This window comes from Bradyrhizobium sp. (genome assembly GCF_035935975.1).
Lineage (GTDB): Bacteria > Pseudomonadota > Alphaproteobacteria > Rhizobiales > Xanthobacteraceae > Bradyrhizobium.
In genome coordinates, this window is record NZ_DASYWN010000041.1 from 25,824 (window position 1) to 49,027 (window position 23,204).

A 23,204-nucleotide genomic window follows, 5' to 3' on the forward strand; every position below is an offset into this window, starting at 1 on the left:
ACCAAGTCCGTCTCAACTTTGCTGAGCGATGGTGGCCCCGCTCGCCACCAAAGGTTCGCGCCGCCGTGGACGCCTTGGCCGCAGCCCTGCCGAAGTTAATGACGTGACGGTGGGCCGGCGGCCCCATTAACTCCCCGTCCACCATCCGGCCCGCCCCGCCGCCGGTAACCATTGGAATTAACAGACCGTCAACGCACCCCCGACAAATCTAACGATGTTTCTGGAGATTTCCGCCGTGGATTTGCTGGTTTTCGAGTTCCTGGGATTGGCGCTGGTTGGCATGTGCCTGATCGTGGTCGCGCTGCCCTGCGCCCGCAAATCCTCGCACCGGATCCGTTACGAATAGGGAATTTCGCGGAAAGGGGCGATTTCGGCCCTATGCAGGCCTCGAATTTGCTTAGAGCCCCTTGACATCACAGCGCTTTCGGCAGAACGGCTGATGGTCTCGTCATGGGCCGTTCATGGATTTGATTACTACCACCGCTGACCTCGCGGCTGCCTGCAGCCGGCTGGCCAAGCACCCCGTTATTACCGTCGATACCGAGTTCCTGCGCGAAACCACCTATTACCCGCTGCTGTGCGTGGTGCAGATGGCCAGCCCCGAGGAAGCGATCGTTATCGACGCCCTGGCCGAGGGCATCGACCTCAAGCCGTTCTTCGAGCTGATGGGCAACGAGGGCGTGCTGAAGGTGTTTCACGCCGCCCGCCAGGACATCGAAATCATCTGGCACCAGGCCAACATCATCCCGCACCCGGTGTTCGACACCCAGGTCGCGGCGATGGTGCTCGGCTACGGCGACAGCATCGCCTATGACGCACTGGTCGAGAAAGTCACCGGCCACCGTCCGGACAAGACCCACCGCTTCACCGACTGGTCGCGCCGGCCACTGACCAAGGAGCAGATGCATTACGCGGTGTCCGACGTCACGCATCTGCGCGACGTGTTCGCCGCGCTCGATGCCGACCTCAGGAAGCGCCGCCGCAGCGAATGGGTCTCGATCGAGATGGAAATCCTGACCTCGCCCCGCACCTACGACTTCCACCCCGAGCGGGCCTGGGAGCGGCTGAAGACGCGCGTGCGCAAGCCGAAGGACCTCGCCGTCCTGATGGAGGTCGCCGCCTGGCGCGAGCAGGAAGCGCAGAGCCGCGACGTGCCGCGCGGCCGCGTGCTGCGCGACGAAGCCATCAGCGACATCGCCACCCACGCCCCGAACACGCTGGAGAAGCTCGCCCATCTGCGCTCGGTGCCGAAGGGGTTTGAGAAGTCCAAATGGGGCGCGGACATCGTCGCCGCGGTCGAGCGCGGCCTGGCACGGGACTTCTCCACGCTGCCGAAGCTGGAGAAGCCGCGCAACAACAACAACGGCGCGGCCATCGTGGAGCTTTTGAAGGTGCTGCTGCGCATGACCGCGGAGCGCCACGCCGTCGCCAGCAAGGTGATCGCGACCGTCGACGATCTCGAAGAGATCGCCGCCGACGACGAAGCCGACGTCCCCGCCCTGCGCGGCTGGCGCCGCGAGCTGTTCGGCGATGCCGCGTTGAAGCTGAAGCGCGGCGAGCTGGCGCTCGCGATCGAGAAGGGCCGCGTGGTCGGGGTTCAGCGGGCGTAGGCGTTAGCCCTCGCTGCTTCCACATCGTCATTGCGAGCGTAGCGACTTGTCCGCCGAAGCCTTTGGCGAAGGCGGAAGCAATCCAGCCCGACTCCGCGGAGACAGACTGGATTGCTTCGTCGCTGCGCTCCTCGCAATGACGAGCGGAGAGAACCTTACGCCGGCGTCAGCTTCGCGACTTCCGCCTTCATGTCGTTCAGCACGCCCGTGATCGCCGCCACCAGGTCGTCAATCTGCGCCTTGGTGACGATCAGCGGCGGGCAGATGGCGATGGCGTCCAGCATGTTGCGGGAGATCACGCCGCGCTCCTGCAGCATGCGGCTGGCGATGCCGCCGACGGCGCCGGGCGTGCTGGCGGCCGTCTTGCGCCCCTTGTCGAGCACGAGCTCGATCGCTGCGATCATGCCGACGCCGCGGACCTCGCCGACCAGCGGGTGGCTGGTGAGCTCGCGCAGCTTGCCCTGCATGTAGGCGCCGAGCTCGGCGGCGTGCGCGACCAGGCCGCGCTCCTCGATGATCTTGAGGTTTTCCAGCGCGATCGCCGAGCCGACCGGATGGCCGCCCGCGGTGAAGCCGTGGCCGAGCACGCCGATCTTGTTGCTCTCGTCCGCGATCGGCTCGAACATGCGGTCGTTCATCAGGATCGCCGAGAACGGGAAATAGCTCGAGGTGATCTGCTTGGAGACCACGAGCGCGTCGGGCTTGATGCCATAGGTCTCGCAGCCGAACATGTTGCCGGTGCGGCCGAAGCCGCAGATCACCTCGTCGGCGACCAGCAGGATGTCGTACTTCTTCAACACCGCCTGGATCTTGTCCCAATAGGTCGCCGGCGGCACGATGACGCCGCCCGCCCCCATCACCGGCTCGCCGAAGAAGGCGGCGATCGTGTCCGGCCCTTCCTTCTGGATCAGCGCGTCGAGCTCCTCGGCCCGGCGCGTTGCGAAGGCTTCCTCGGTCTCGCCGGGGGCGCCGTCCTTGTAGAAATGCGGCGAGCCCGTGTGCAGGATGTTCGGCAGCGGCAGGTCGAACGAGCGGTGATTGTTCGGCAGGCCCGTCAGGCTCGCCGAGGCAATGGTGACGCCGTGATAGGCGCGCATGCGGCTGATGATCTTCTTGCGCTGCGGCTGGCCGAGCGCATTGGAGCGGTAGGCGATCAGCTTCAAGACGGTGTCGTTCGCTTCCGAGCCGGAATTGGTGAAGAACACCTTGCTCATCGGCACCGGCGCCAGCGAGACCAGCTTCTCGGCGAGATCGATCGAGGGCCCGTGCGATTTGGCGGAGAACGTATGGTAGAACGGCAGCGCCAGCATCTGCTTGTGCGCGGCCTCGACCAGCCGCTTCTCGTTGAAGCCGAGGCCGACGCTCCACAGCCCGGCCATCGCCTCGAAATAGCGCTTGCCCGCCGCGTCGAACACGTAAGGGCCCTCGCCGCGCTCGATCACCAGCGGACCTGCCTGCTGATGGGCACGCGCGTTGGTATAGGGATGGAGCTGGTAGGCCACATCGCGGGCTTCTTGCGAATTGGGCAGGATGGACATTTGCTTGGGATCCTTGAAGTCGTGACGTCGCCGGCGCGGCCAACGTCACTCCTTGGCTATTGCGACGAGGCAGAACTTGCAACGCCAATTCGTCGGCAGCAAGCGCTCAGCAGCGTTGCACAAAGCCGCACACAAATAGCCTGGAAATGGCTTGGAAACCCGGCGGCGCTCAGGCCGCGCCGTCGTCATCGCCATCGTCGGCGACGCGTGCGGCTTCTTCCCGGACCTCGACGAGCGCCATCGAGAGCAGGTAGACCGTCGTGGGCAAGCCGATGCGGCGCGCCGTCTCGGCGGCACGCGACAAATCGCTCACCAGCTCCTTGAGCTCGTCTCCCCGTGACAATGTCCCACCCCATCCGCCGATCGCGGCCGCCTATACCGCAACGGCGCCGCTGGTTCTGATCAGTTCGGCGCTGGACAGGATTGTAGCAAAATTCCCGGCGACATTCACTACCGCATGCTTGTAGGCGGCAGCATCGCCCGTGCCCGGCTGCCGGCAGGCCACGGCATCGGCAACCACCTGGTAGCGGTGGCTGCGATGAAACCCGTCCACGGCAGTGGCCAGAATGGTTTCATCGAGGGAAAAGCCGATCAGCACGCAGCGCACATTGCGGATATTGGACATGTAGTCCACGAAGCGTGCGGAACTGTAGGCCGACGGCAGCGGGTGCTCGAAGGTCATTTCGCCCGGCCGCGGCTTCGCCTCCGCGATCCAATCGGTCAGCCTGGATGCCGGATTGAACCAGGCCGCCTGGGCAATGCGCTTCAGATGCATCACCGGCCAGAGATTGGTGCGCCACAGCGTGAGCAGCTCCAGGGACCGCGCAGTGGCGGCCTCGCCGTCGCGGATGACGTGGCGGCGCCCGGGAGTGAGGTACTCGACCTGAAGATCCGCGCAGATCAGGATCGGCGGATCGTCGTCGTGGATGGAAGCCAGCATTGTCTTGCGCAGAGCTGCACCAGTTTCAGCGATCGGCGAGTGCGAGGTCCCGCAGCGGCGAGGTCACCGCCCGCCCCGCGGATGCGTCGAGCACGCCGGGCCGGTCCCAATCGCCCTCGGGGCGGATGATCACATAGGGATCGCTGTCCAGCGTGATGGCGTCCGGCCCCGGCTCGATCTCCAGCAGCATCTCCGTGTAGGAGAAATCCGAGAAGGTGATCTTGCGATTATGACTGAGCGGCTTGGCGCCGAAATGGGCCCAGAAATCCACCAGCCGGTCCTGCGCCTGGCCGTAGATCTTGCGAAAGCCCTTGCGCTTCACATAATCGACGCTGGCCTGCACCAGCTTGAACGAGACGCGCGAGCGCCGGTACTGGTGCCGCACCGCAAGCCGCTCCACCTTGGCGAAATCGCCGAAGAAGCGCACCCGCAGGCAGCCCGCAGGCTCGTTGCCGATATAGCCGATGAAATGGGCGGCGACCATGTCGTTGCCGTCGAACTCCTCCTCGAACGGACAATCCTGCTCGGCGAGATACACGGCCGAGCGGATGGCGGTCACCAGCATGAGATCGCTGGGATCGCGCGCGAGGCGGACGGTGATGGCGCGGGAGTCGGGCTTGGCGAGAGGAATCCTAGTGCCGTGCATCTGCAAAACTCCTTGCTTGGATGATCGCGCCCGGCATTCGCAGCGGCTGCCGATGCCAGGGCCGCTCGTAACACCAGAGGTCGGGCTGGAAGCTCGCGATAGGCGCAAAGCCCGTCGCTTTCATGATCTCGCGTCCGGCCACGGTTGACGGCTGCGCATAGCAATCCGCGTCACGAAACCTTACCTGACGTAAATGCGCCGAGGCCTTGCCGAGACCGGCGATCCCGCGCCCCGTCGCCGCGATCGCCCATATGTAGATTGCGGAGACGTCCTCGTCGGCCAAGGCGAGATAGCGCACCTCCGGGGCCGTCAGGCAGATCTCGTCGAGCAGCAACGCGTCGTGGCCGTGCTCGTTGAGAAACAAGAACGCCATACCGCCGACGAGATGGCCCTTCCGGCTGAAGGTCAGGATGCTCTCGGGATCGAGTGCATAATATCGCGCCAGATCGACCGCTCCGATCTGCACGCCCGGCACCAGCCGCCGCGCCATTTCGGAAAGAGCCGCAATTTCGGAAAATTGCGCGCAGCGGACATCGACGTCCGGGCTGAGCGGCAACGCGTCGAAATCATGCCTTGCGGCAAACGAGCCCCTTTCCATACTCCACTCGCCCCTCTATCGTTCGCGGCTTTCGTACCCCGCTATGAGGATGAGCTTAGCGGTTGGGGATCAGGAGTATGCAGCAGTTATTGCACCGGGGTGCTGCGATGATGCAGCACCGTGAGGAAGCCCTGGGCGCGTCCTGGGACGATTTGAAGCTGTTTTTAGCGTGCGCAAAATATAAAAGTTTCCGCAACGCGGCCGAAGAGCTCGGGCTCACCTCCACCACGTTGATGCGCAGGATCGACCGGCTCGAAGAGAGCATCGGCTGCAAGCTGTTCCTGCGCGACCAGAGCGGACTCACGCTCAGCGATGAAGGCACCGCAATGATCGCCGACGTTGCGCATATGGAGCGTCATGCCTTCAACGTCTTCCGCCGCGCCTCGCGCGCGTCGAACGACACGTCGGGCACCGTGCGCGTCGCGGTGACGGAAGGCCCCGGCAATTTCTGGATCCTGCCGCGGCTGATCGACTTCCAGAAGACCTATCGCAAGATCACCGTCGACCTGCGCTGTGCGATGGAGCAGTCCGACGTCGCGCGTCTGGAGTCTGATATCGCAATCCAGCTCGAGCCGCCGACCAATCCTGATTTGATCGTCGCCAAGCTCGGCCGCCTGCACATCTATCCCTTCGTCTCCAAGGAGTACGAGAATCTCTACGGCCTGCCGAAATCGCTCGCGGATCTGCAGAACCACCGCATCATCAAGCAGAGCGCGCCGCAGGTCGACGACGGCGCCTATGCGCGCGTGCTCGGGCTGAAATCGCTCGAGGGCATCGTCGGGATCAAGACCAACTCCTCGGTCGGCGTGCTCTATGCGGTGGAGCGCGGCGCCGGCATCGGCTTCCTGCCGACCGTGTCGATCGCGCTCGGCGCGCCGCTCGTTGCAGTCGATCTCGGCGTCAGCCACCATGCCGATCTCTGGCTCACCTATCACGGCGAGTTTCGCGGCTCCGAGCGCCACAAGATCGTGGTCGACTGGCTGAAGAAGATCTTCGATCCCAAGACCTATCCCTGCTTCCGCGACGAGTTCATCCATCCGAACGCGCTGGTGCCGATGATGACGTCCGCACGCGAGGGATTTGGATTGACGGGTTACGTCGCGGCGACGCCGACTTGAGGCAAAGGCGAGCCCAGCTCACCATCGGTATTCGAAGCCGACCGTGCCCTGGTGCGAGGTCAGCTCGTTGCGGAACTTGCCGTCGTAGTTGATGTAGAGCCGCGCGGTGTTGGTCAGGCTGAGCGACGCCGAGGCGCCGGTATCCATGCCGTAACGGCTCTCGCCGATCCCGGGCACGACGATGCTCTGCGTCCCGAGGCTGACCTGCACCGATCCCAGGTCCTGGTGGAAATTGTCGACGAACTTGCCGTAGGCCGACAGGTCCAGGATCTTCTGGTCGAAGATGAAATAGCGGCCGATCTCGGCCCCGATCATCACCCGCGCACGCGAGAGCACGGTCGAGCCGACATTGAGCGGATCGAGCCCGCCGGATTCCTGGAACGCCGCGCTGGTGGCGCGCACATATTCGAGCGCGCCCTTGGGCACGACGCGTATCTGGTCCTTGGTCCAATAATAGCTGATCTCGGTCAGCGCGCCGTCGACGGAGGCGCGATAGCCCGCGGTGGCAAGGCCGAAGCCGGTATCCCGGCTGGAATGGACTTTTCCGAAACCGTGCACCACCGCGAAGGCCCAGGTCCACGGTCCCTTGTCGACCGAGCCGCTGAAGCCGATCTGCGTCAGGTCCATCGTCGCCGACTGCAGCGCCAGCGGCACGTCGACGTCGGTGTGGCTCTGGTCGACCGAAAAGCCGAGATTGACGCCCGGCGCGACCCGCGCGCCGAAGCCGGCCACGCCGCCAAACGTCTTGCGCTTGTCGCCGACGAAGTCGCCTTGCGGATCGGTCCGCACCGAAATGCCGTAGCCCTCGAACCAGGTGCGGTAGCGCGGATCTTCCGTAGCCGCGGACGCCCCGCCCCCGCCGGGATTGGTGCGGAACGCGCGATTGACGCCGCCAGACGCCTGATCGCCCAGCCGCTCCAGAAAATTCGAGCCGAGATTGAGCGAGGTGCTGCCGATCGACCGGTCGTAATTGATCGAGGATGAGGTCGGGGTCGGAGACGGGCTCGGTGATGGCGTGGGCGTCGGGGTCGGGGTCGGCGTTGCGGTTGGCGTTGGGGTCGGCGTTGGCGTTGGCGTCTGCGCCAGGACTGGTGTCGCCGACATCAGCACGGCGAGAGCGCATGCCATCATGACAGAAGTCACGATCCGGCGGACGCGGTCCAGCCCGATCGTCTGCCGTGTCCCGGAGAGCTGCGAGGCGCAGCGCATGATGACTAATCCCGAAGCAAAGTGACTGCGCGCAAAAATGCAACACGAGCTGCGGCGCACGCTGTGCGATTTGTGCCGAACTGCCACGGAGGGTCAACCGTTTGGTGCGCCATCCTCAGGGCATTGCGCTCGATTGTGGTTCCGCGGCCACAGGTCGGAAATTGAGGACCGTCGCGCCCGGTCCGGTCTTGAAATCCGCGCTCTGCTTGCTAACGGCCGGTTTTCATGTTGCAATATTGGCCACAATCGGAATTGGCCGTGCTGCTGTGCGTTTCGCGTCGTTGGGACTCGAACAGACTTCCGGAAGCCCGTTTGTGGCGTGGCACGCGAAATAGCGGCCGCGTCTTTTTAGTATCTAGCGGAGGAGACTAGCGATGCCACAAAAGGGCACCGTCAAATGGTTCAACCCCACCAAGGGTTACGGGTTCATCAAGCCGAACGGCAGCGATAAGGACGTCTTCGTCCATATCTCGGCCGTCGAGCGCGCTGGCCTCTCGACCCTGAATGAGAACCAGGTGGTTGAATACGATCTCGTGGAGAACCGCGGCAAATCGTCCGCGGAAAACCTCAAGGTCTCCTGATTTCTCTCAAAACCAAACGCGAGAGATCATGACGTTGCCCCCGGCTCTGCCGGGGGATTTTGTTTGGGACGGCGAAACGAGAGCCGCGCTCAGCTCACGACCGGCGCAATCAGAAAATTTTCCGACGCGGAGCTTCCCGCCGTTCTGCAGACATCGCCCTCGATCTTGACCTTGCCGGTCGCAAGCAGGCTCAACGCCGCGGGATAGATGCGGTGCTCGACCTCGAGGATGCGCTCGGACAGGCTATCCACCGTATCGTGGTCGCCGACGGGCACGGCGCCCTGCATCACGATCGGGCCGGCATCGGTCTCGGGGATGACGAAGTGCACCGTCGCGCCAGACAGTTTGACGCCGGCGCGCAAAGCCTGGCCATGGGGATCGAGGCCGGGGAACGACGGCAGCAGCGAGGGATGGATGTTGAGCATCCGCCCGTACCAGGCCCTGGTGAACTCGGCCGTGAACAGGCGCATGAAGCCGCCGAGACAGATCAGCTCGATGCCGTGCTGGTCGAGGGCTGCCTGCAGCACTTTCTCGAAACCGGCGCGGTCCTTGCCGAACGGCTTGCTCTCGATCACCAGCGTGTTCACGCCGCTCGCTTTGGCGCGTTCGAGCCCGAGCGCGTCGGCCTTGTTCGAGATGACGAGCGCGATCTCGGCCGGGAAATCCGCGGCAGCGGCGGCCTTGATCAGCGCGGCCATGTTGGAGCCGCGGCCGGAGATCAGGATGGCGACGCGGCGCTTCATCACAGCGCCAGATCGAGGTGACCGTTATAGACGACGCGGTGTTCGCCCTCGGCCGGAATCACGGTGCCGAGCTGCGCCACGGTCTCGCCGGCATCGGTGAAGACCCGCACGACCTCGTCGACCTTGTCGGGCTCGACGATCGCGATCATGCCGATGCCGCAGTTGAAGGTGCGCAGCATTTCGAGCTCGGCGATGCCGGCCTGTGCGGCCAGCCATTTGAACACCGGCAGCACCGGCAGGCGCGCAAGGTCGATGCCGACACCGAGATGGCTCGGCAGCACGCGCGGAATGTTGTCGGTGAAGCCGCCGCCGGTGATGTGGGCGAGGCCCTTCACCGCGCCGGTCTCGCGGATCGCGCGCAGGCAGGATTTGACGTAGAGCCGCGTCGGCGTCAGCAGCGCGCCGCCGAGCGTCATGACCGGGGCGAACGGCGCCGGCGCCTCGAAGCCGAGGCCGGACTGCTCGACGATCTTGCGCACCAGCGAGAAGCCGTTGGAGTGCACGCCCGACGAGGCAAGGCCGATCACGGCGTCGCCCGCCGCGATATCCTTGCGCGGCAGCAGCGTGCCGCGTTCCGCAGCGCCGACGGCAAAGCCGCCGAGGTCATAATCGCCGTCCTTGTAGAGGCCGGGCATTTCGGCGGTCTCGCCGCCGATCAGGGCGCAGCCGGATTCGCGGCAGCCCTCGGCGACACCGGCGACGATCGAGGCCGTGGCCTCCGGATCGAGCTTGCCGCAGGCGAAATAGTCCAGGAAGAACAGCGGCTCGGCGCCCTGCACGACGAGGTCGTTGACGCTCATGGCGACGAGGTCGATGCCGATCCCGCCGTGGAGGCCGGTCTCGATCGCGATCTTGACCTTGGTTCCGACGCCGTCGGTGGCGGCGACAAGGACCGGGTCCTTGAAGCCGGCCGCCTTGAGGTCGAACAGGCCGCCGAAGCCGCCGATCTCGGCGTCGGCGCCGGGGCGCGCGGTGGCGCGCACCATCGGCTTGATCAGGTCGACGAGGCGGTTGCCCGCGTCGATATCGACGCCTGAATCGGCGTAAGTGAGGCCGTTTTTGCGGTCGGTCATGCCCGATTTCCAGTGGGTTTGCGGCTGGTTACGTCGAATTCCGGGGACGCGCAATGGCAAGCGTGGCGCCCCGCCCTATACTATGTAGAGATATCAACCGGTTCAGCCTCCCAGGGGGCCGGATTCGAGGTCAGGCCGGGTGCCGGGAAGCGCCGCGTGAGTATTCCGAATATCATAACCCTGGGCCGCATCATGCTGGTCCCGATCATCGTCTGGGCCATCGTGTCGAGCCAAATGGAGGTGGCGTTCGCCGTCTTCCTGATCGCCGGCATCAGCGATGCCGTGGACGGCTTCCTGGCCAAACGCTTCAACATGACCAGCGAGCTCGGCGCCCTGCTCGACCCGCTCGCCGACAAGGCGCTGCTGGTGTCGATCTACCTCGCGCTCGGCATCTGGGGCGACATCCCGCGCTGGATCGTGATCCTCGTGGTATCGCGCGACATCATGATCGTGACAGCCGTGATCGTATCCTGGCTGTTCGACAAGCCCGTCGAGATGAAGCCGTCGAAAGTATCCAAGCTAAACACAGCCGCCCAGGTCGCTTATGCCGCCCTGGTACTGGCCTCCCTTGCCTTCGGCTTCAAGCCGGCGCCCTATGACACTGTCCTGATCGGCTTTGTCACGGTCTTCACGCTCTCCTCGGTGTCGCTCTACCTCGTCGAGTGGCTACGGCACATGAGCACGATCGAGGCCAAATGAGAGGTGATGCGGCCCTGCAAAAGGCCAAGTCCCGCTCGATGAGATCGAATCTCTTTCAACGAAGCCGGCGCGCGCCGGCATGGAGCAGAGCTAGCGTGGCAGGCCGCGTTCAACCCCGACAATTGGCGTTCTCGCTTCCGCATGCGGAAAGCCTCAGCCGGGACAATTTCCTCGAAGGCCCCGCCAATGCCGCCGGCCTCGCCCTGATCGACGGCTGGCCGGAATGGCCGAACCGGATCATGTGGCTGGCCGGCCCCGAGGGCAGCGGCAAGAGCCATCTCGCCGCGATCTGGGCCGAGGAGGCCGGAGCCCGCTCGACCACGGCCAATGCGCTCAACCCCGCCGGCGTTCCGGGCGCCCTCGCCACCGGCGCGCTGGTGGTCGAGGATCTCAAGGCCGGGGATTTTGACGAGCGCGCCCTGTTCCACCTCATGAACCTCGCCCGGGAGGACGGCGCCTACGTGCTGTTCACGGGCCGCGAAGTCCCGGCCTCGCTCGAGATCAACCTGCGCGACCTGCGCTCGCGCCTGCGCGCCCTCCCGACGGTGGCGCTGCTGCCGCCCGACGACCAGCTCTTCCGCGGCCTGATCGTCAAATTCTGCTCCGATCGCCAGCTCTCCGTGGACGAGAACGTGGTCAGCTACCTCGCCACCCGTCTGGAGCGATCCTCGGCGGCGGCCCGGCAGGCCGTGGAGCTGCTCGACGGCGAGGCCCTCAGGCTCGGCCGCCCCGTCACCCGCGCCCTGGCCGCCGAGCTGCTGCGGGACGCCTGACCCGCTCCGATGCCCCCTCAAGCCCGCTTGACGCGGCGCGGCGGCGGAACATCAATGTCATCGAAACGTCATCGGACTAACACATGCTCCCGCCGGTTTTGCGCATAAGTCGCAAATTGGGGCGAACTGGATGGACCGACTTCTTATGGATTCCGCGCAAGCCGTTGAAACTAAAGATAAAGCTCCGGAAGCCGAGAGCCTGCCGGCGATCGCGTCCAGCCCCGAGCGATTCATCAATCGCGAGCTCTCCTGGCTGCATTTCAACCGCCGCGTCCTCGAGGAAGCGGTCAATCCCAGCCACCCCCTGCTGGAGCGGGTGCGATTCCTGTCGATTTCGGCGAATAACCTCGACGAGTTCTTCATGGTCCGCGTCGCCGGCATCAAGGCCCAGGTGCGCGAGGGCATTGCCGAGCGCGCGCCCGATGGCCTGACGCCGTCCGAGCAGCTCGCGCTGATCAACCGCACCGTCTCGCAGCTCGCCAGCGACCAGCAGGCGATCTGGGCCGATCTGCGCGGCAGCCTCGCCGGCGTCGGCATCGTGCTGGTGGACGGCAAGGACGTCACCAAGGCGGAACGGACCTGGATCGAGGACTACTTCCTCAACAACGTGTTTCCGCTGCTGACGCCACTGGCGATCGACCCGGCGCACCCCTTCCCGTTCATCCCGAGCCTCGGCTTCACCATCGCGCTCCAGCTCACGCGCGAGGCCGACGGCAAGCAGATGAACGCGCTGATCCGCATGCCCGGCAAGATCGACCGCTTCATCCGCCTGCCGGCCGAAGGCAAGGTCCGCCTGATCTCGCTGGAGCAGGCCACCGGCCTGTTCATCAACCGTCTCTTCCCCGGCTACAACCTCCAGGGCCAGGGCGCCTTCCGCATCATCCGCGACTCCGAGCTGGAAATCGAGGAAGAGGCCGAAGACCTCGTCCGCCTGTTCGAGACCGCGCTGAAGCGCCGTCGCCGCGGGTCGGTGATCCGGCTCGAGATCGACGCCAAGATGCCCGAGGAGCTGCGCAGCTTCGTGCAGCATGCGCTGTCAGCGGCCGACGACGAGGTCTTCCTCGTGGACGGCGTGCTCGCCATGAACGAGCTCTCGCAGCTCACCCGCCTCGACCGTCCCGATCTCGAATTCACCCCTTACGTGCCGCGTCATCCCGAGCGCGTGCGCGAGCATGGCGGCGACATTTTTGCTGCGATCCGGCAGAAGGATCTCGTCGTCCATCATCCTTACGAATCCTTCGACGTCGTCGTGCAGTTCCTGCAGCAGGCCGCGCGCGACCCTGACGTCGTCGCGATCAAGCAGACGCTCTACCGCACCTCCAACAACTCGCCGATCGTACGCACGCTTGCGGAGGCCGCCGAAGCCGGCAAGTCCGTCACCGCGCTGATCGAGCTGAAGGCGCGCTTTGACGAAGAAGCCAACATCCGCTGGGCACGCGACCTCGAGCGCGCCGGCGTGCAGGTCGTCTACGGCTTCCTCGAGCTGAAGACGCACGCAAAACTCTCGATGGTGGTGCGTCGTGAAGGCGGCAGCCTCACGACTTACGTCCACACCGGCACCGGAAACTATCATCCCGTCACCGCGCGCATCTACACCGACCTCTCCTACTTCACCTCGGATCCGACCATAGGCCGCGACGCCGCGCGCGTGTTCAACTTCATCACCGGCTATGCCGCGCCGAGCGATCTGGAAAAGATGGCGGTGTCGCCGCTGACCTTGCGCAAGCGCATCATCGAGCACATCCAGGGCGAGACCGCGCATGCACGGCACGGCCGTCCCGGCGCGGTCTGGATGAAGATGAATGCGCTGGTCGACCCCGACATCATTGACGCGCTCTACGAGGCCTCGCAGGCCGGCGTGCAGGTTGAGCTCGTGGTGCGCGGTATCTGCTGCCTCCGTCCGGGTATTCCCGGACTGTCGGAAAATATCCGCGTCAAATCGATCATCGGACGTTTCCTGGAACATGGCCGAATCTACTGCTTCGGCATGGGCCAGGGCCTGCCGAGCGCGAAAGCGGCTGTGTATATCTCCTCGGCCGACATGATGCCACGCAACCTCGACCGCCGCGTCGAGGTGCTGTGTCCGCTGCAAAATCCCACTGTGCATCAGCAGGTTCTCGAACAGATCATGGTCGCGAATCTCAAGGACAATGAGCAGAGCTGGCAATTGTTGCCGGACGGGTCCTCAACGCGTATGAAAGCCGCGAAGGGCGAGGAGCCTTTCAACGTGCACAACTACTTCATGACAAATCCGAGTCTGTCTGGCCGTGGAAAGTCGCTCAAGGAATCCTCGCCGCGCCGTCTCACGCGCCGTAATGAACGTCATCCTTCCTGATCCGGGATCGTGGACGTGAAGCGGCCGCGCAAGCGTGGCGCGAGCGTCGCGGTCATCGACATCGGTTCCAACTCGGTCCGTCTCGTCGTCTACGAAGGGCTGACGCGGAGCCTCATTCCGATCTTCAACGAGAAGACGCTGTGCGGCCTCGGGCGCGAGGTGCAGAGCACGGGCCTGCTCGCGCCCGACGCGGTCGACAAGGCGCTGACGTCGCTGAAGCGCTTTCGCGCGCTGTGCCGCGTGATGCAGGTCGGCCGCGTGTTCGCGATTGCGACTGCGGCCTGCCGCGATGCCTCCAACGGCCCCGACTTCATTGCGAAAGCCGAGCGCATCTGTGCCGTGAAGATCGAGATCCTGTCGGGCCCGCGCGAGGCGCGGCTGTCGGCGCTCGGCGTGATCTCCGGCATCCATCATCCCGACGGCATCGTCGGCGATCTCGGCGGCGGCTCGCTCGAACTGATCGACGTGCGCCGGAACGCCGTGCGCAGCGGCGTGACGCTACCGCTCGGCGGACTCGCGCTGCAGGATCTCGCGCACAAATCGCTCAAGCGCGCCGACCGCATCGTGCGCGAGGAGATCGACGGGGTTGAACTCCTCACCGCGGGCCGCGGCCGCACCTTCTATGCCGTCGGCGGCACGTGGCGTGCGCTTGCGCGCATCCACATCATCCAGAGCGGCTATCCGCTGCAGGTGATGCACGGCTATTCGATCTCGGCGGCCGAAGCGCTCGACTTCTCCCGCCGCCTGCGGCGTCTGGCGGCCGCCGACATGCTCGCCGACATCGAGATCGTCGCCGATGCGAGGCGCCCACTCCTTACCTACGCGGCGCTTGTGCTCGAGCACATCATTCGCGTCGCCAAGCCGAAGACCATCGTGTTCTCGACCTTCGGCGTGCGCGAGGGCCTGCTGCACGAGAAGCTGTCGGAGTCCGAGCGCAACAAGGACGGCCTGATCTGCGCCGCCGAGGAGCTCAACGAGCTGCTGTCACGCTCGGCCAAGCACGCCCGCGAGCTGATCGCCTGGACCGATCGCCTGGTGCGCGTGGTGAAGCTGCGCGAGACCGAGGAAGACCGCCGCCTGCGCCACACCGCGTGCCTGCTCTCCGACATCGGCTGGCGCGTGCATCCCGACCATCGCGGCGAGCAGACGCTGAGCCTCGTCGTCAACGCCAATTTCGGCGCGATCACCCACACCGAGCGCGCCTTCGTCGGCCTCTCCGTGTTCTACCGCTATGCCGGCCTCTCCGAGGAAAACCAGCCGCCGGCGACCATGCAGGAACTGCTGACGCCGGCCCAGCTCGAGCGCGCCCGCCTGCTCGGCGCGGCGTTCCGTGTCGCACATCTGATCTCGGCGGCGCGTCCGGGCGTGTTGCCGGCGACGCATTTCCGCAGCCAGGGGCGCAAGCTGATGCTGGTGTTCGAGCACAGGCTCGGCGATCTCGTCGCCGACCGCGTCGGCAGCCGCTTCAAGCAGCTCGCCCGCCTCGTCGGCCGCGCCGGCTCGATCGTCCGGCGATAGAAAACTACCTAAGAAGAACGGCTGTTTACTCCGCCGACGCCTTGGCGTGGCGCTCGGAGGATTCGAGCGCGGCCTGGCTGAGGCTGCGCCGGCGCCAGATGGAGCCGACGACCAGCACGACGACGACCCCGAGCGCCGCGCAGAGATATTCACCGCCACCACCGCCATGACCGAACTGCGGCGGGATGCGCAAGCCGGCGAGCACGCCGTCCAGCGAGGCGCCGAACGGGCCGTCGAACAGCGTGTGCAGCTTCGGCGCAATGCCGGGATCGGTCGCGATCACTTCGCCTGCGATCCAGCCGAGCAGCGCAGCACCGGCCCACACCAGGACCGGAAGCTTTGCGAGCAGCGCCATGATCAGCGCTGCGCCGGCGACGATCAGCGGAACGCTGATGGCGAGGCCGAGGATCAGCAGCGGCACGCTGCCATTGGCGGCAGCCGCGACCGCGATGACATTGTCGAGGCTCATGACGATGTCGGCGACGACGACGATCTGCACCGCCTGCCACAGATGCGAGGCGGACTCGACGCCCTCCTCGTCTTCCTGTTCCGGCACGAGAAGCTTGGCCGCAATCACGATCAGCGCGAGACCACCGACGAGCTTGAGATACGGCAGCTCCATCAGGCTCGCGACGATGCCGGTGAAGATGATCCGCAGCAGCACGGCCGCGCCGGCACCGAAGATCATGCCCCACAGCCGATGCCGCGGCTTGAGGCCGCGGCAGGCGAGCGCGATCACCAGCGCATTGTCGCCGGAGAGGAGGATGTTGATCCAGATGATCTTGCCGACCGCGATCCAGAAGGTCGGTTCGGCCATCTCGTTGCGGAACTGGGTGAAGAATGCCCCGATCGTAGCGGGATCGAAGATCTGCAAGAGCCAGTTCACAGTGAGTCCTTATCCCCCGTCGATATCAACTGACCGGCTGACGGATCAGCCGACGATCTCGTTGCCCGAGAAGAACTGCGCGATCTCGATCGCGGCGGTCTCCGGGGCGTCCGAACCGTGCGCAGAGTTCTCGCCGATCGACTTTGCGTAGAGCTTGCGGATGGTGCCGTCGGCCGCCTTGGACGGATCGGTCGCGCCCATGGCGTCGCGGTACTTGGCGATCGCGCCCTCGGCTTCCAGCACCTGGACCACGACCGGGCCCGAGGTCATGAACTCGACCAGCTCGCCGAAGAACGGGCGGGCCTTGTGGACGGCATAGAAGGTCTCGGCCTGTTCCTTGGTCATGCGGATGCGCTTCTGCGCGACGATGCGCAGGCCCGCCTTTTCGATCACGGCGTTGACCGCACCGGTCAGGTTACGCGCGGTCGCATCGGGCTTGATGATCGAGAAAGTGCGTTCGATGGCCATAATCTTGTCCTTGAGAAGAAGCGGTGGTTTCGCGAGTTGCGGGGCTTATATCGGCGCTGCCGCCGGACGGCAAGCGACCGCCAAAGCGACCGGCACCGCCGCCCACGGGCGCTTCGCCGCAGGCCGCCATGCCGTACCTAGTCATGGATTACCGAGATTTCACCCAGATGAACCCAATCTGAAGCCTCCATTCAGGCTTTGGTTCAGCCTCGCTGGCGTAAGGTTGGGCCTATCGAAACCAAAGCCTCCTGGCGAGGCGGACCGTTTCGGCGGCCTTTCCATCGACGCGATAGCCCCGCGCCGGCAGTTTTGAGGAGATCACCATGTTGAGGAAACTTTCGCTTGCCGCCGTTGCCGCGGTCGCGCTGGGTGCCGCGCTGGCACCGACCTCCGCCTCCGCTCACTGGCATGGCGGCTGGGGCTGGCACGGCGGCGGTGGCGGCTGGCACCACGGCGGCTACGGCTGGGGCGGACCGCGCTTCTACGCCGCCCCCGTCTCTTATGGTTATGGCGGCTGCTATGTGCGCAGGCTGGTCCCGACCCCCTGGGGACCCCGCTGGCGGCTGATCAACCGCTGCTACTGAGCCCGACAGCACCTTTCCAAAGGTACCTTTCCCCCAGGGTACCTTCCATGCGAAGCCCCGGCGTTCCCCCCTGCGCCGGGGCTTTGTATTTCCGCCGATACGACGAATTCATACAATTTTTACTAGAATCCCCGGCATCCCCAACAACCGGCGAAACCATTTCGGGGGCCAGGGACTTGGTACCGTGTCTTTCCTTTGAGAACACGGAACCCTGCAATGGCTGGCCTTTTTGCCAATGACAGCGAGCCGATCGACCGGCGCACCTGCCGCTCGATTTGCGATGCCGTGGGCGAACGGCTCCAGCAGAGCCTGCGCCCCGAGCCCCGCCTCCCGACGCATCTGGAGCAGCTGCTCAACGAGCTGAAGCAGCGCGAGCGCGAATCGCACTGACGAAGAATCGGGTTGCGTTTGATCCCGCCTGCGGTGACAAGGCCGCATGCTTGCTATCACCGACCTCTCCATCCGCCTCGCCGGACGCCTTCTGATTGACCAGAGTTCCGTGCAGATCACGCCGGGCTCGCGCGTCGGCATGGTCGGCCGCAACGGCACCGGCAAATCGACCCTGTTCAAGGTGATCCGGGGTGAGCTCGCGGCTGAGCACGGCTCGGTGACCCTGCCGCCGCGCTGGCGCGTGGGCAGCCTGGCGCAGGAAGCCCCGAACGGGCCGGAAAGCCTGATCTCCGTCGTGCTCAAGGCCGACCTCGAGCGCGACGCGCTGCTTCACGAAGCCGAGAGCGCGACCGATCCGCACCGGATCGCCGAGATCCAGACCCGGCTCGTGGACATCGACGCGCATTCGGCGCCGAGCCGGGCAGCTGCGATCCTCTCCGGCCTCGGCTTCTCCGCCGCCGATCAGCTCCGTCCCTGCGCCGAATTCTCCGGCGGCTGGCGCATGCGCGTCGCGCTCGCCGCGACGCTGTTCGCAGCCCCGGACCTCCTGCTGCTCGACGAGCCCACCAACTATCTCGACCTCGAAGGCACGCTGTGGCTGGAGGATCACCTCGCGCATTATCCGCGCACGGTGATCGTGATCAGCCATGACCGCGACCTTCTCGAAAGCTCGGTCGACCAGATCCTGCATCTGGAGCGCGGCAAGCTCACGCTCTACAAGGGCACCTATTCCTCGTTCGAGGAGCAGCGCGCCGCGCGCGAGCTGCTCGATGCCAAGGCCGTCAAGCGCCAGGAGGCCGAGCGCGCGCGCCTGCAATCCTTCGTCGATCGCTTCAAGGCCAAGGCCTCGAAAGCCCGCCAGGCGCAGTCGCGCGTCAAGATGCTGGAGCGGTTGAAGCCGATCACGGCGCTGGTCACGGAAGACGTGCGCGAGATCACCTTCCCCGCGCCGGAAAAGATCCTGTCGCCGCCGATCATCGCCGTGGACAACGCCTCCGTCGGCTACGACCCGGCAACGCCGGTGCTCGGCCGCGTGACGCTTCGCATCGACAATGACGACCGCATCGCCCTCCTCGGAGCCAACGGCAACGGCAAGTCGACACTGGTCAAGCTGCTCGCCGGACGGCTCGCGCCGTTCTCCGGCAAGGTGACGCGCGCGGACAAGCTGTCGATCGCCTATTTCGCGCAGCACCAGCTCGACGAGCTGAACGAGGACGCCTCCGCCTACGACCACGTCCGCAAGCTGATGGGCGATGCGCCCGAAGCGAAAGTGCGCGGCCGCGCCGGCGCGATCGGTTTCTCCGGCAAGGCGGCCGACACCAAGGTCGGAAAACTCTCGGGCGGCGAGAAGGCGCGGCTGCTGCTGGGCCTTGCGACCTTCTTCGGCCCCAACATGATCATCCTGGACGAGCCGACCAACCATCTCGACATCGACAGCCGCGCCGCGCTTGCCGAAGCGATCAACGAATTCCCCGGCGCGGTCATCATGGTGTCGCACGATCGCTATCTAATCGAAGCCTGCGCCGACCGGCTGTGGATCGTCGCCGACCGCACCGTCACCAACTACGACGGCGATCTCGACGAGTACCGTCGCCTCATTCTGTCGGCGCGCAATGCGGAACCCGCCGCGCGCGAACGCAACGCGCCGAGCGAAAAGCCGCAGCGCCCGAAGTCGGACAATCGCGGCTCGCTGAAGAAGCGAATCGCGGAAGCCGAAAGCGAAATCGCCCGCGTCACCGACATCATCGCCAAGATCGACACGGCGCTCGCTTTGCCCGACATTTTCACGCGCGATCCCAAGCAGGCCGCGCAACTGTCGAAGGCGCGTGCCAACGCCGCGGATGCGCTGGCGCGAGCGGAAGAGCAGTGGCTCGAAGCCAGCGCGCAGTTCGACGAAGCCGCGGGCTAGATTGCAGCCCCTAGCGTTCCCGCATGATCTCGTGCCGGTACCGCTGCAACGGCGATAGCAAATAGCTCAGGATCGTGCGCGAGCCGGTGCGGATCTCCACCGTCACAGCCATGCCCGGAGACAGGCTGACGAGGCGGTCGTCGACCTGCATTTGCGTCCGATCAAGAGAAATGCGGGCGCTGTAGCTCAGTTCCTGCCCGTTCGGCTCGCTGCTGTCGCGTTGCTGCCCAAGTGCGCGATCGCCCCGCTCCGGCGGACGGTCGCGAATGATGGCGTCCTGCGCGACGCTCAGCACACGGCCCTCCAGCAGGCCGTAGCGGGTGAAATTGAAAGTGTCGATCTTGATCGCGGCGCCCTGCCCGGCCTCGACGAAGCCGATGTCGCGGTTGGAGATCATCGCCTCGACCTCGAGCCGCGTATCCGACGGCACGATCACGAGCAGCGACTGCGCCGGCGTGACGACGCCGCCGACGGTGTGGACCGCGAGCTGCTGCACGACGCCATCGACCGGCGAGGTCAGTTGCTGCAGCTTCGTCCGCTGCTGCGCCTTGATCAGATCGCGTGCGACGCCGTTGGCCTTCTGCTCGCTCTTGGCGAGATCGTCGGACAGGCTCTTGCGATATTCGGCCACGGCCTGAATACGCGTCTCGCGGATCGCGGCGACGGCGGACTCGGCCTCCTTGAGGCGGCTGCGCTGGACGCCAAGCTCCTCCTGCTGCTCGATCTGGAGCTGGAGGGTCTCGTAATAGGTCAGCTTCGAGCCGATCTCCTTCTCCATCAGCGTCTTGCGGATGTCGACGCGTTGCTGGGTCACGGGGAGCAACGCATCCAGCTTGTGGATCGTCGCCGCGATGGTCTGATGCTCCGCCTCCTTCTGCGCCTCCTGGCGCATCAGCGCGGCGAGCTTGGCGCGATGCTCGCCGACCTGGCTCGTCAGAAGCTGCCGTTGGGTGGCGACCAGCAAGGGATCGGCGTCCGCGGGCGGAACGAGGTCGGTGGCGCCATCTTCGCCCGCCATCAGTGCGGCGCGCAAACGCGCGATGTTCAGCCGCTCGGCCATGAGATCGTCATGCAGCCGGTCGCGCTCGGCGGCGTTCACGGTCGGATCGAGCTCGATCAGCACGTCGCCGGATTTCACAGCCTGCCCGTCCTGCACATGGATGGCGCGCACCACGCCGGTCTCGAACGGCTGCACCACCTTGCTGCGTCCGCTCGACACCACCTTGCCGGTCGCGGACGCCACGATGTCGATCGTTCCCAAGGCCGCCCATGCGAGCGCGGCGCAGACCAGCAGCATCAGGGCGATCGCAATGGCGCGGCCGATCGGCGACGGCGGCGCTTCGGTGATCTCCAGCGCCGCCGGCAGGAAGGCGATCTCTTCCGCGCGCCGCGGCATCGGCGTCTTGAAGGGAACGACGGTGGGTGCCGGCCGGGCGGCCGCTGCAGTGCTAGCCGACCTCATAGATCCCTCCCTGCAGACGATGCAGCGCCGCGTAGCGCCCGCCGGTCTTGATCAGCGCATCATGCGTGCCGTCCTCGACCAGACGTCCCCGCTCCAGCGTGAAGATGCGGTCGGCGCCGCGGACGGTGGAGAGACGATGCGCGATGATCAGGACGGTGCGGCCCCGCGCGATCTCCTTCATGTTGTCGTGGATGATCCGCTCGCTCTCATAATCGAGCGCGCTGGTGGCCTCGTCGAAGATCAGGATACGGGGATTGGTTACCAGCGCGCGGGCAATCGCAATGCGCTGGCGCTGGCCGCCCGAGAGCGTCGAGCCGCGCTCGCCGACGACGGTGTCGTAGCCTTCGGGGAGCTCCAGAATGAAGTCGTGCGCGCCTGCAAGTTTCGCGGCGTCCATGATACGGTCCATCGGCAGGGTCGGATCGGCGAGCGCGATGTTGTCGCGCACCGACCGGTTGAACAGCATGTTCTCCTGCAGCACCACGCCAATCTGCCGGCGCAGCCAGGCCGGGTCGGTCATGACGAGGTCCATGCCGTCGATCAGCACGCGGCCGCCCTGCGGCACGTAGAGCCGCTGCACCAGCTTTGCGAAGGTGCTCTTGCCCGAGCCCGAGGAGCCGACGATGCCGACGGTCTGTCCCGAGGGAATATCGAACGAGACGTCGTGCAGGATTTCCGGCCCGTCGAGCCTATAGCGAAAGGCGACGTGCTCGAAGCGGATGTTGCCGCGGAGCGGCGGCAGCCCGGCACGACCCGCGGAGTAAGCCGGCTCAGCCGCGCTGTTGAGGATGTCGCCGAGCCGCGCGATCGAGAGCCGTGCCTGATGGAAATCCTGCCAGACCTGGGCCAGCCGCAGCACCGGCGCCGAGACGCGCCCGGCGAAGATGTTGAAGGCCACGAGTTCGCCGACGGTCAATGCATCGCCGATCACGAGGCGCGCGCCGACATAGAGGATGGCGGCGGTGACGACCTTGCTGACGAACTGCACGAGCTGGCTTGCGGTGTTGCCGAGGCTGGTGACGCCGAAGCTCGCCGAGACGTAGCCGGCGAGCTGCTCCTCCCAGCGCCGCTGCATCTGCGGCTCGACCGCCATCGCCTTCAGCGTCTCGATGCCGCTGACGCTCTCGACCAGAAACGCCTGGTTCTCGGCGCCGCGGCGGAACTTGTCCTCCAGCCGGCGGCGGAACAGCGGCGTCGCCACCGCCGAGATCACGATGTAGAACGGGAACGAGCCCAGCACGATGCAGGTCATCAGCGGCGAATAGGCGAACATCACCGCCAGGAACACCGAGGTGAAGAACAGGTCGATCAGCAGCGTCAGCGACGATGAAGTGATGAAATTGCGGATGTTCTCGAGCTCGCGGACCCGCGCCACGGAATCGCCGACCCGCCTTGCCTGAAACCAGGCCATCGGCAATGCCAGCAGATGATGGAACAGGCGCGCGCCCAGCTCGACGTCGATGCGGTTGGTGGTGTGCGCGAACAGGTAGTTGCGCAGGATGCCGAGCACGGTATCGAACAGCGAGACGACGACGAGGCCGATGACGAGGACGTCGAGCGTCGACAGCGAGCGGTGCACCAGCACCTTGTCGATCACGACCTGGAAGAACAACGGCGAGACCAGCGCGAAGAGCTGGAGGAAGAATGAGGCGGCCACGACTTCGCCGAACAGCCGCCGGTATTTGCCGATCGCGCCGATGAACCAGGTGATGTCGAACTGGCGTCCGAGGTCCGACAGCCCGACACGCCGGGTCATCAGGATCAACCCGCCGTCCCAGATCGCGCACAGCTCGTCGCGTTCCATCAAGACCGGCCGCTGCGCCTGCGGCGACTGCACCAGCACTTTCTCGGCGGACGCCTTTGCGATGACCATGAAACTGCCGTCGCGCAGCATCGCGATCGCTGGCAGCGGGCTGCCCGGCAGGCGGCTCCACTGCGTGCGATAGGTTCGAGCCTTCAGCCCGAGCGACCTGGCGCAGCGGACGATGTCCGCTGCGCCGAAACTTGCCACCCCCAGCCGGTGCCTGAGCTGGTCGCGGTCGGCTGCAACACCCTGCAGATGCAGCAGGGTGAGCAGCGCATCGAGCCCCGTGTCGGCCGGGACCACATTCGTCGTCATGGGCG

The 23,204-nt window shown here is 65.5% G+C and carries 22 protein-coding genes; 10 read left to right on the forward strand and 12 right to left on the reverse strand.

Annotation, left to right across the window (positions count from 1 at the left end):
* Window positions 1–461 precede the first annotated feature (461 nt).
* On the forward strand, window positions 462–1,610 hold the full coding sequence (gene rnd, locus VGR99_RS22880; protein WP_326901571.1) for a ribonuclease D: 1,149 nt from the start codon (window positions 462–464) through the stop codon (window positions 1,608–1,610).
* Window positions 1,611–1,765: 155 nt separating this feature from the next.
* Here rnd and VGR99_RS22885 read toward each other — a convergent pair whose 3' ends face one another.
* The 5 genes from VGR99_RS22885 to VGR99_RS22905 form a co-directional block, all read right to left on the reverse strand.
* Window positions 1,766–3,148 (reverse strand): aspartate aminotransferase family protein, encoded by a 1,383-nt coding sequence (locus VGR99_RS22885; protein ID WP_326901572.1) that lies wholly within the window; start codon window positions 3,146–3,148, stop codon window positions 1,766–1,768.
* Window positions 3,149–3,317: 169 nt separating this feature from the next.
* A complete protein-coding gene (locus tag VGR99_RS22890; protein ID WP_326901573.1) occupies window positions 3,318–3,491 on the reverse strand; it encodes a hypothetical protein in 174 nt (57 codons plus the stop codon).
* Between the two features lie 30 nt (window positions 3,492–3,521).
* Window positions 3,522–4,088 (reverse strand): isochorismatase family protein, encoded by a 567-nt coding sequence (locus VGR99_RS22895; protein ID WP_326901574.1) that lies wholly within the window; start codon window positions 4,086–4,088, stop codon window positions 3,522–3,524.
* Window positions 4,089–4,113: 25 nt separating this feature from the next.
* The gene (locus tag VGR99_RS22900; protein WP_326901576.1) at window positions 4,114–4,734 is read right to left on the reverse strand and encodes a GNAT family N-acetyltransferase; all 621 of its coding nucleotides are present in this window, start codon (window positions 4,732–4,734) and stop codon (window positions 4,114–4,116) included.
* Entirely contained in the window at window positions 4,721–5,332 is a 612-nt protein-coding gene (locus VGR99_RS22905) for a hypothetical protein (protein ID WP_326901578.1), read from the reverse strand. The genes VGR99_RS22900 and VGR99_RS22905 overlap by 14 nt, the downstream gene beginning before the upstream one ends.
* A 77-nt stretch (window positions 5,333–5,409) precedes the next feature.
* On the opposite strand from VGR99_RS22905, the gene VGR99_RS22910 reads away from it, so the two are divergent.
* Window positions 5,410–6,450: a LysR family transcriptional regulator gene (locus tag VGR99_RS22910; protein ID WP_326901579.1), complete on the forward strand. Its 1,041-nt coding sequence runs from the start codon at window positions 5,410–5,412 to the stop codon at window positions 6,448–6,450.
* An 18-nt stretch (window positions 6,451–6,468) separates the two neighbouring features.
* Here VGR99_RS22910 and VGR99_RS22915 read toward each other — a convergent pair whose 3' ends face one another.
* Window positions 6,469–7,659: an autotransporter outer membrane beta-barrel domain-containing protein gene (locus tag VGR99_RS22915; protein WP_326901580.1), complete on the reverse strand. Its 1,191-nt coding sequence runs from the start codon at window positions 7,657–7,659 to the stop codon at window positions 6,469–6,471.
* A gap of 374 nt (window positions 7,660–8,033) precedes the next feature.
* On the opposite strand from VGR99_RS22915, the gene VGR99_RS22920 reads away from it, so the two are divergent.
* Window positions 8,034–8,240, forward strand: a complete 207-nt coding sequence (locus tag VGR99_RS22920) for a cold-shock protein (protein ID WP_008129967.1) — start codon at window positions 8,034–8,036, stop codon at window positions 8,238–8,240.
* 89 nt (window positions 8,241–8,329) lie between these two features.
* On the opposite strand, the gene purN is transcribed toward VGR99_RS22920, so the two are convergent.
* Together purN and purM are read right to left on the reverse strand one after the other, a co-directional pair.
* Window positions 8,330–8,983: a phosphoribosylglycinamide formyltransferase gene (gene purN / locus VGR99_RS22925; RefSeq protein ID WP_326901589.1), complete on the reverse strand. Its 654-nt coding sequence runs from the start codon at window positions 8,981–8,983 to the stop codon at window positions 8,330–8,332.
* Window positions 8,983–10,056 (reverse strand): phosphoribosylformylglycinamidine cyclo-ligase, encoded by a 1,074-nt coding sequence (gene purM, locus VGR99_RS22930; protein WP_326901591.1) that lies wholly within the window; start codon window positions 10,054–10,056, stop codon window positions 8,983–8,985. The genes purN and purM overlap by 1 nt, the downstream gene beginning before the upstream one ends.
* A gap of 156 nt (window positions 10,057–10,212) precedes the next feature.
* Between purM and VGR99_RS22935 the strand changes: the two genes are divergently transcribed.
* The 4 genes from VGR99_RS22935 to ppx all read left to right on the forward strand — a co-directional run bounded on the left by VGR99_RS22935 (window position 10,213) and on the right by ppx (window position 15,381).
* Window positions 10,213–10,755, forward strand: a complete 543-nt coding sequence (locus VGR99_RS22935; RefSeq protein ID WP_326901592.1) for a CDP-alcohol phosphatidyltransferase family protein — start codon at window positions 10,213–10,215, stop codon at window positions 10,753–10,755.
* A gap of 95 nt (window positions 10,756–10,850) precedes the next feature.
* Window positions 10,851–11,528, forward strand: coding sequence for a DnaA ATPase domain-containing protein (locus tag VGR99_RS22940; protein WP_326901594.1), 678 nt, complete (start codon window positions 10,851–10,853; stop codon window positions 11,526–11,528).
* Window positions 11,529–11,673: 145 nt separating this feature from the next.
* Window positions 11,674–13,863, forward strand: a complete 2,190-nt coding sequence (locus tag VGR99_RS22945) for an RNA degradosome polyphosphate kinase (protein WP_326902420.1) — start codon at window positions 11,674–11,676, stop codon at window positions 13,861–13,863.
* A gap of 15 nt (window positions 13,864–13,878) precedes the next feature.
* Window positions 13,879–15,381: an exopolyphosphatase gene (gene ppx / locus VGR99_RS22950; protein ID WP_326901595.1), complete on the forward strand. Its 1,503-nt coding sequence runs from the start codon at window positions 13,879–13,881 to the stop codon at window positions 15,379–15,381.
* A 25-nt stretch (window positions 15,382–15,406) separates the two neighbouring features.
* Here the strand turns inward: ppx and VGR99_RS22955 are convergent, their stop codons facing one another.
* Together VGR99_RS22955 and ndk are read right to left on the reverse strand one after the other, a co-directional pair.
* Entirely contained in the window at window positions 15,407–16,267 is an 861-nt protein-coding gene (locus VGR99_RS22955) for a TerC family protein (RefSeq protein ID WP_326901597.1), read from the reverse strand.
* A 45-nt stretch (window positions 16,268–16,312) separates the two neighbouring features.
* On the reverse strand, window positions 16,313–16,735 hold the full coding sequence (gene ndk / locus VGR99_RS22960) for a nucleoside-diphosphate kinase (protein WP_027535388.1): 423 nt from the start codon (window positions 16,733–16,735) through the stop codon (window positions 16,313–16,315).
* 323 nt (window positions 16,736–17,058) lie between these two features.
* On the opposite strand from ndk, the gene VGR99_RS22965 reads away from it, so the two are divergent.
* From VGR99_RS22965 to VGR99_RS22975, 3 genes are all read left to right on the forward strand, one after another.
* Window positions 17,059–17,319: a sulfur globule protein precursor gene (locus VGR99_RS22965; RefSeq protein WP_326901600.1), complete on the forward strand. Its 261-nt coding sequence runs from the start codon at window positions 17,059–17,061 to the stop codon at window positions 17,317–17,319.
* A 216-nt stretch (window positions 17,320–17,535) separates the two neighbouring features.
* Window positions 17,536–17,709, forward strand: a complete 174-nt coding sequence (locus VGR99_RS22970; protein WP_326901602.1) for a hypothetical protein — start codon at window positions 17,536–17,538, stop codon at window positions 17,707–17,709.
* A 46-nt stretch (window positions 17,710–17,755) separates the two neighbouring features.
* Window positions 17,756–19,618, forward strand: coding sequence for an ABC-F family ATP-binding cassette domain-containing protein (locus VGR99_RS22975; RefSeq protein ID WP_326901603.1), 1,863 nt, complete (start codon window positions 17,756–17,758; stop codon window positions 19,616–19,618).
* 10 nt (window positions 19,619–19,628) lie between these two features.
* Here the strand turns inward: VGR99_RS22975 and VGR99_RS22980 are convergent, their stop codons facing one another.
* Both VGR99_RS22980 and VGR99_RS22985 read right to left on the reverse strand, forming a co-directional pair.
* Window positions 19,629–21,080, reverse strand: a complete 1,452-nt coding sequence (locus tag VGR99_RS22980) for an HlyD family type I secretion periplasmic adaptor subunit (RefSeq protein ID WP_326901605.1) — start codon at window positions 21,078–21,080, stop codon at window positions 19,629–19,631.
* Entirely contained in the window at window positions 21,067–23,199 is a 2,133-nt protein-coding gene (locus tag VGR99_RS22985) for a type I secretion system permease/ATPase (protein ID WP_326901606.1), read from the reverse strand. Before VGR99_RS22985 ends, VGR99_RS22980 begins: the two co-directional genes overlap by 14 nt.
* Between the last annotated feature and the right edge of the window lie 5 nt (window positions 23,200–23,204).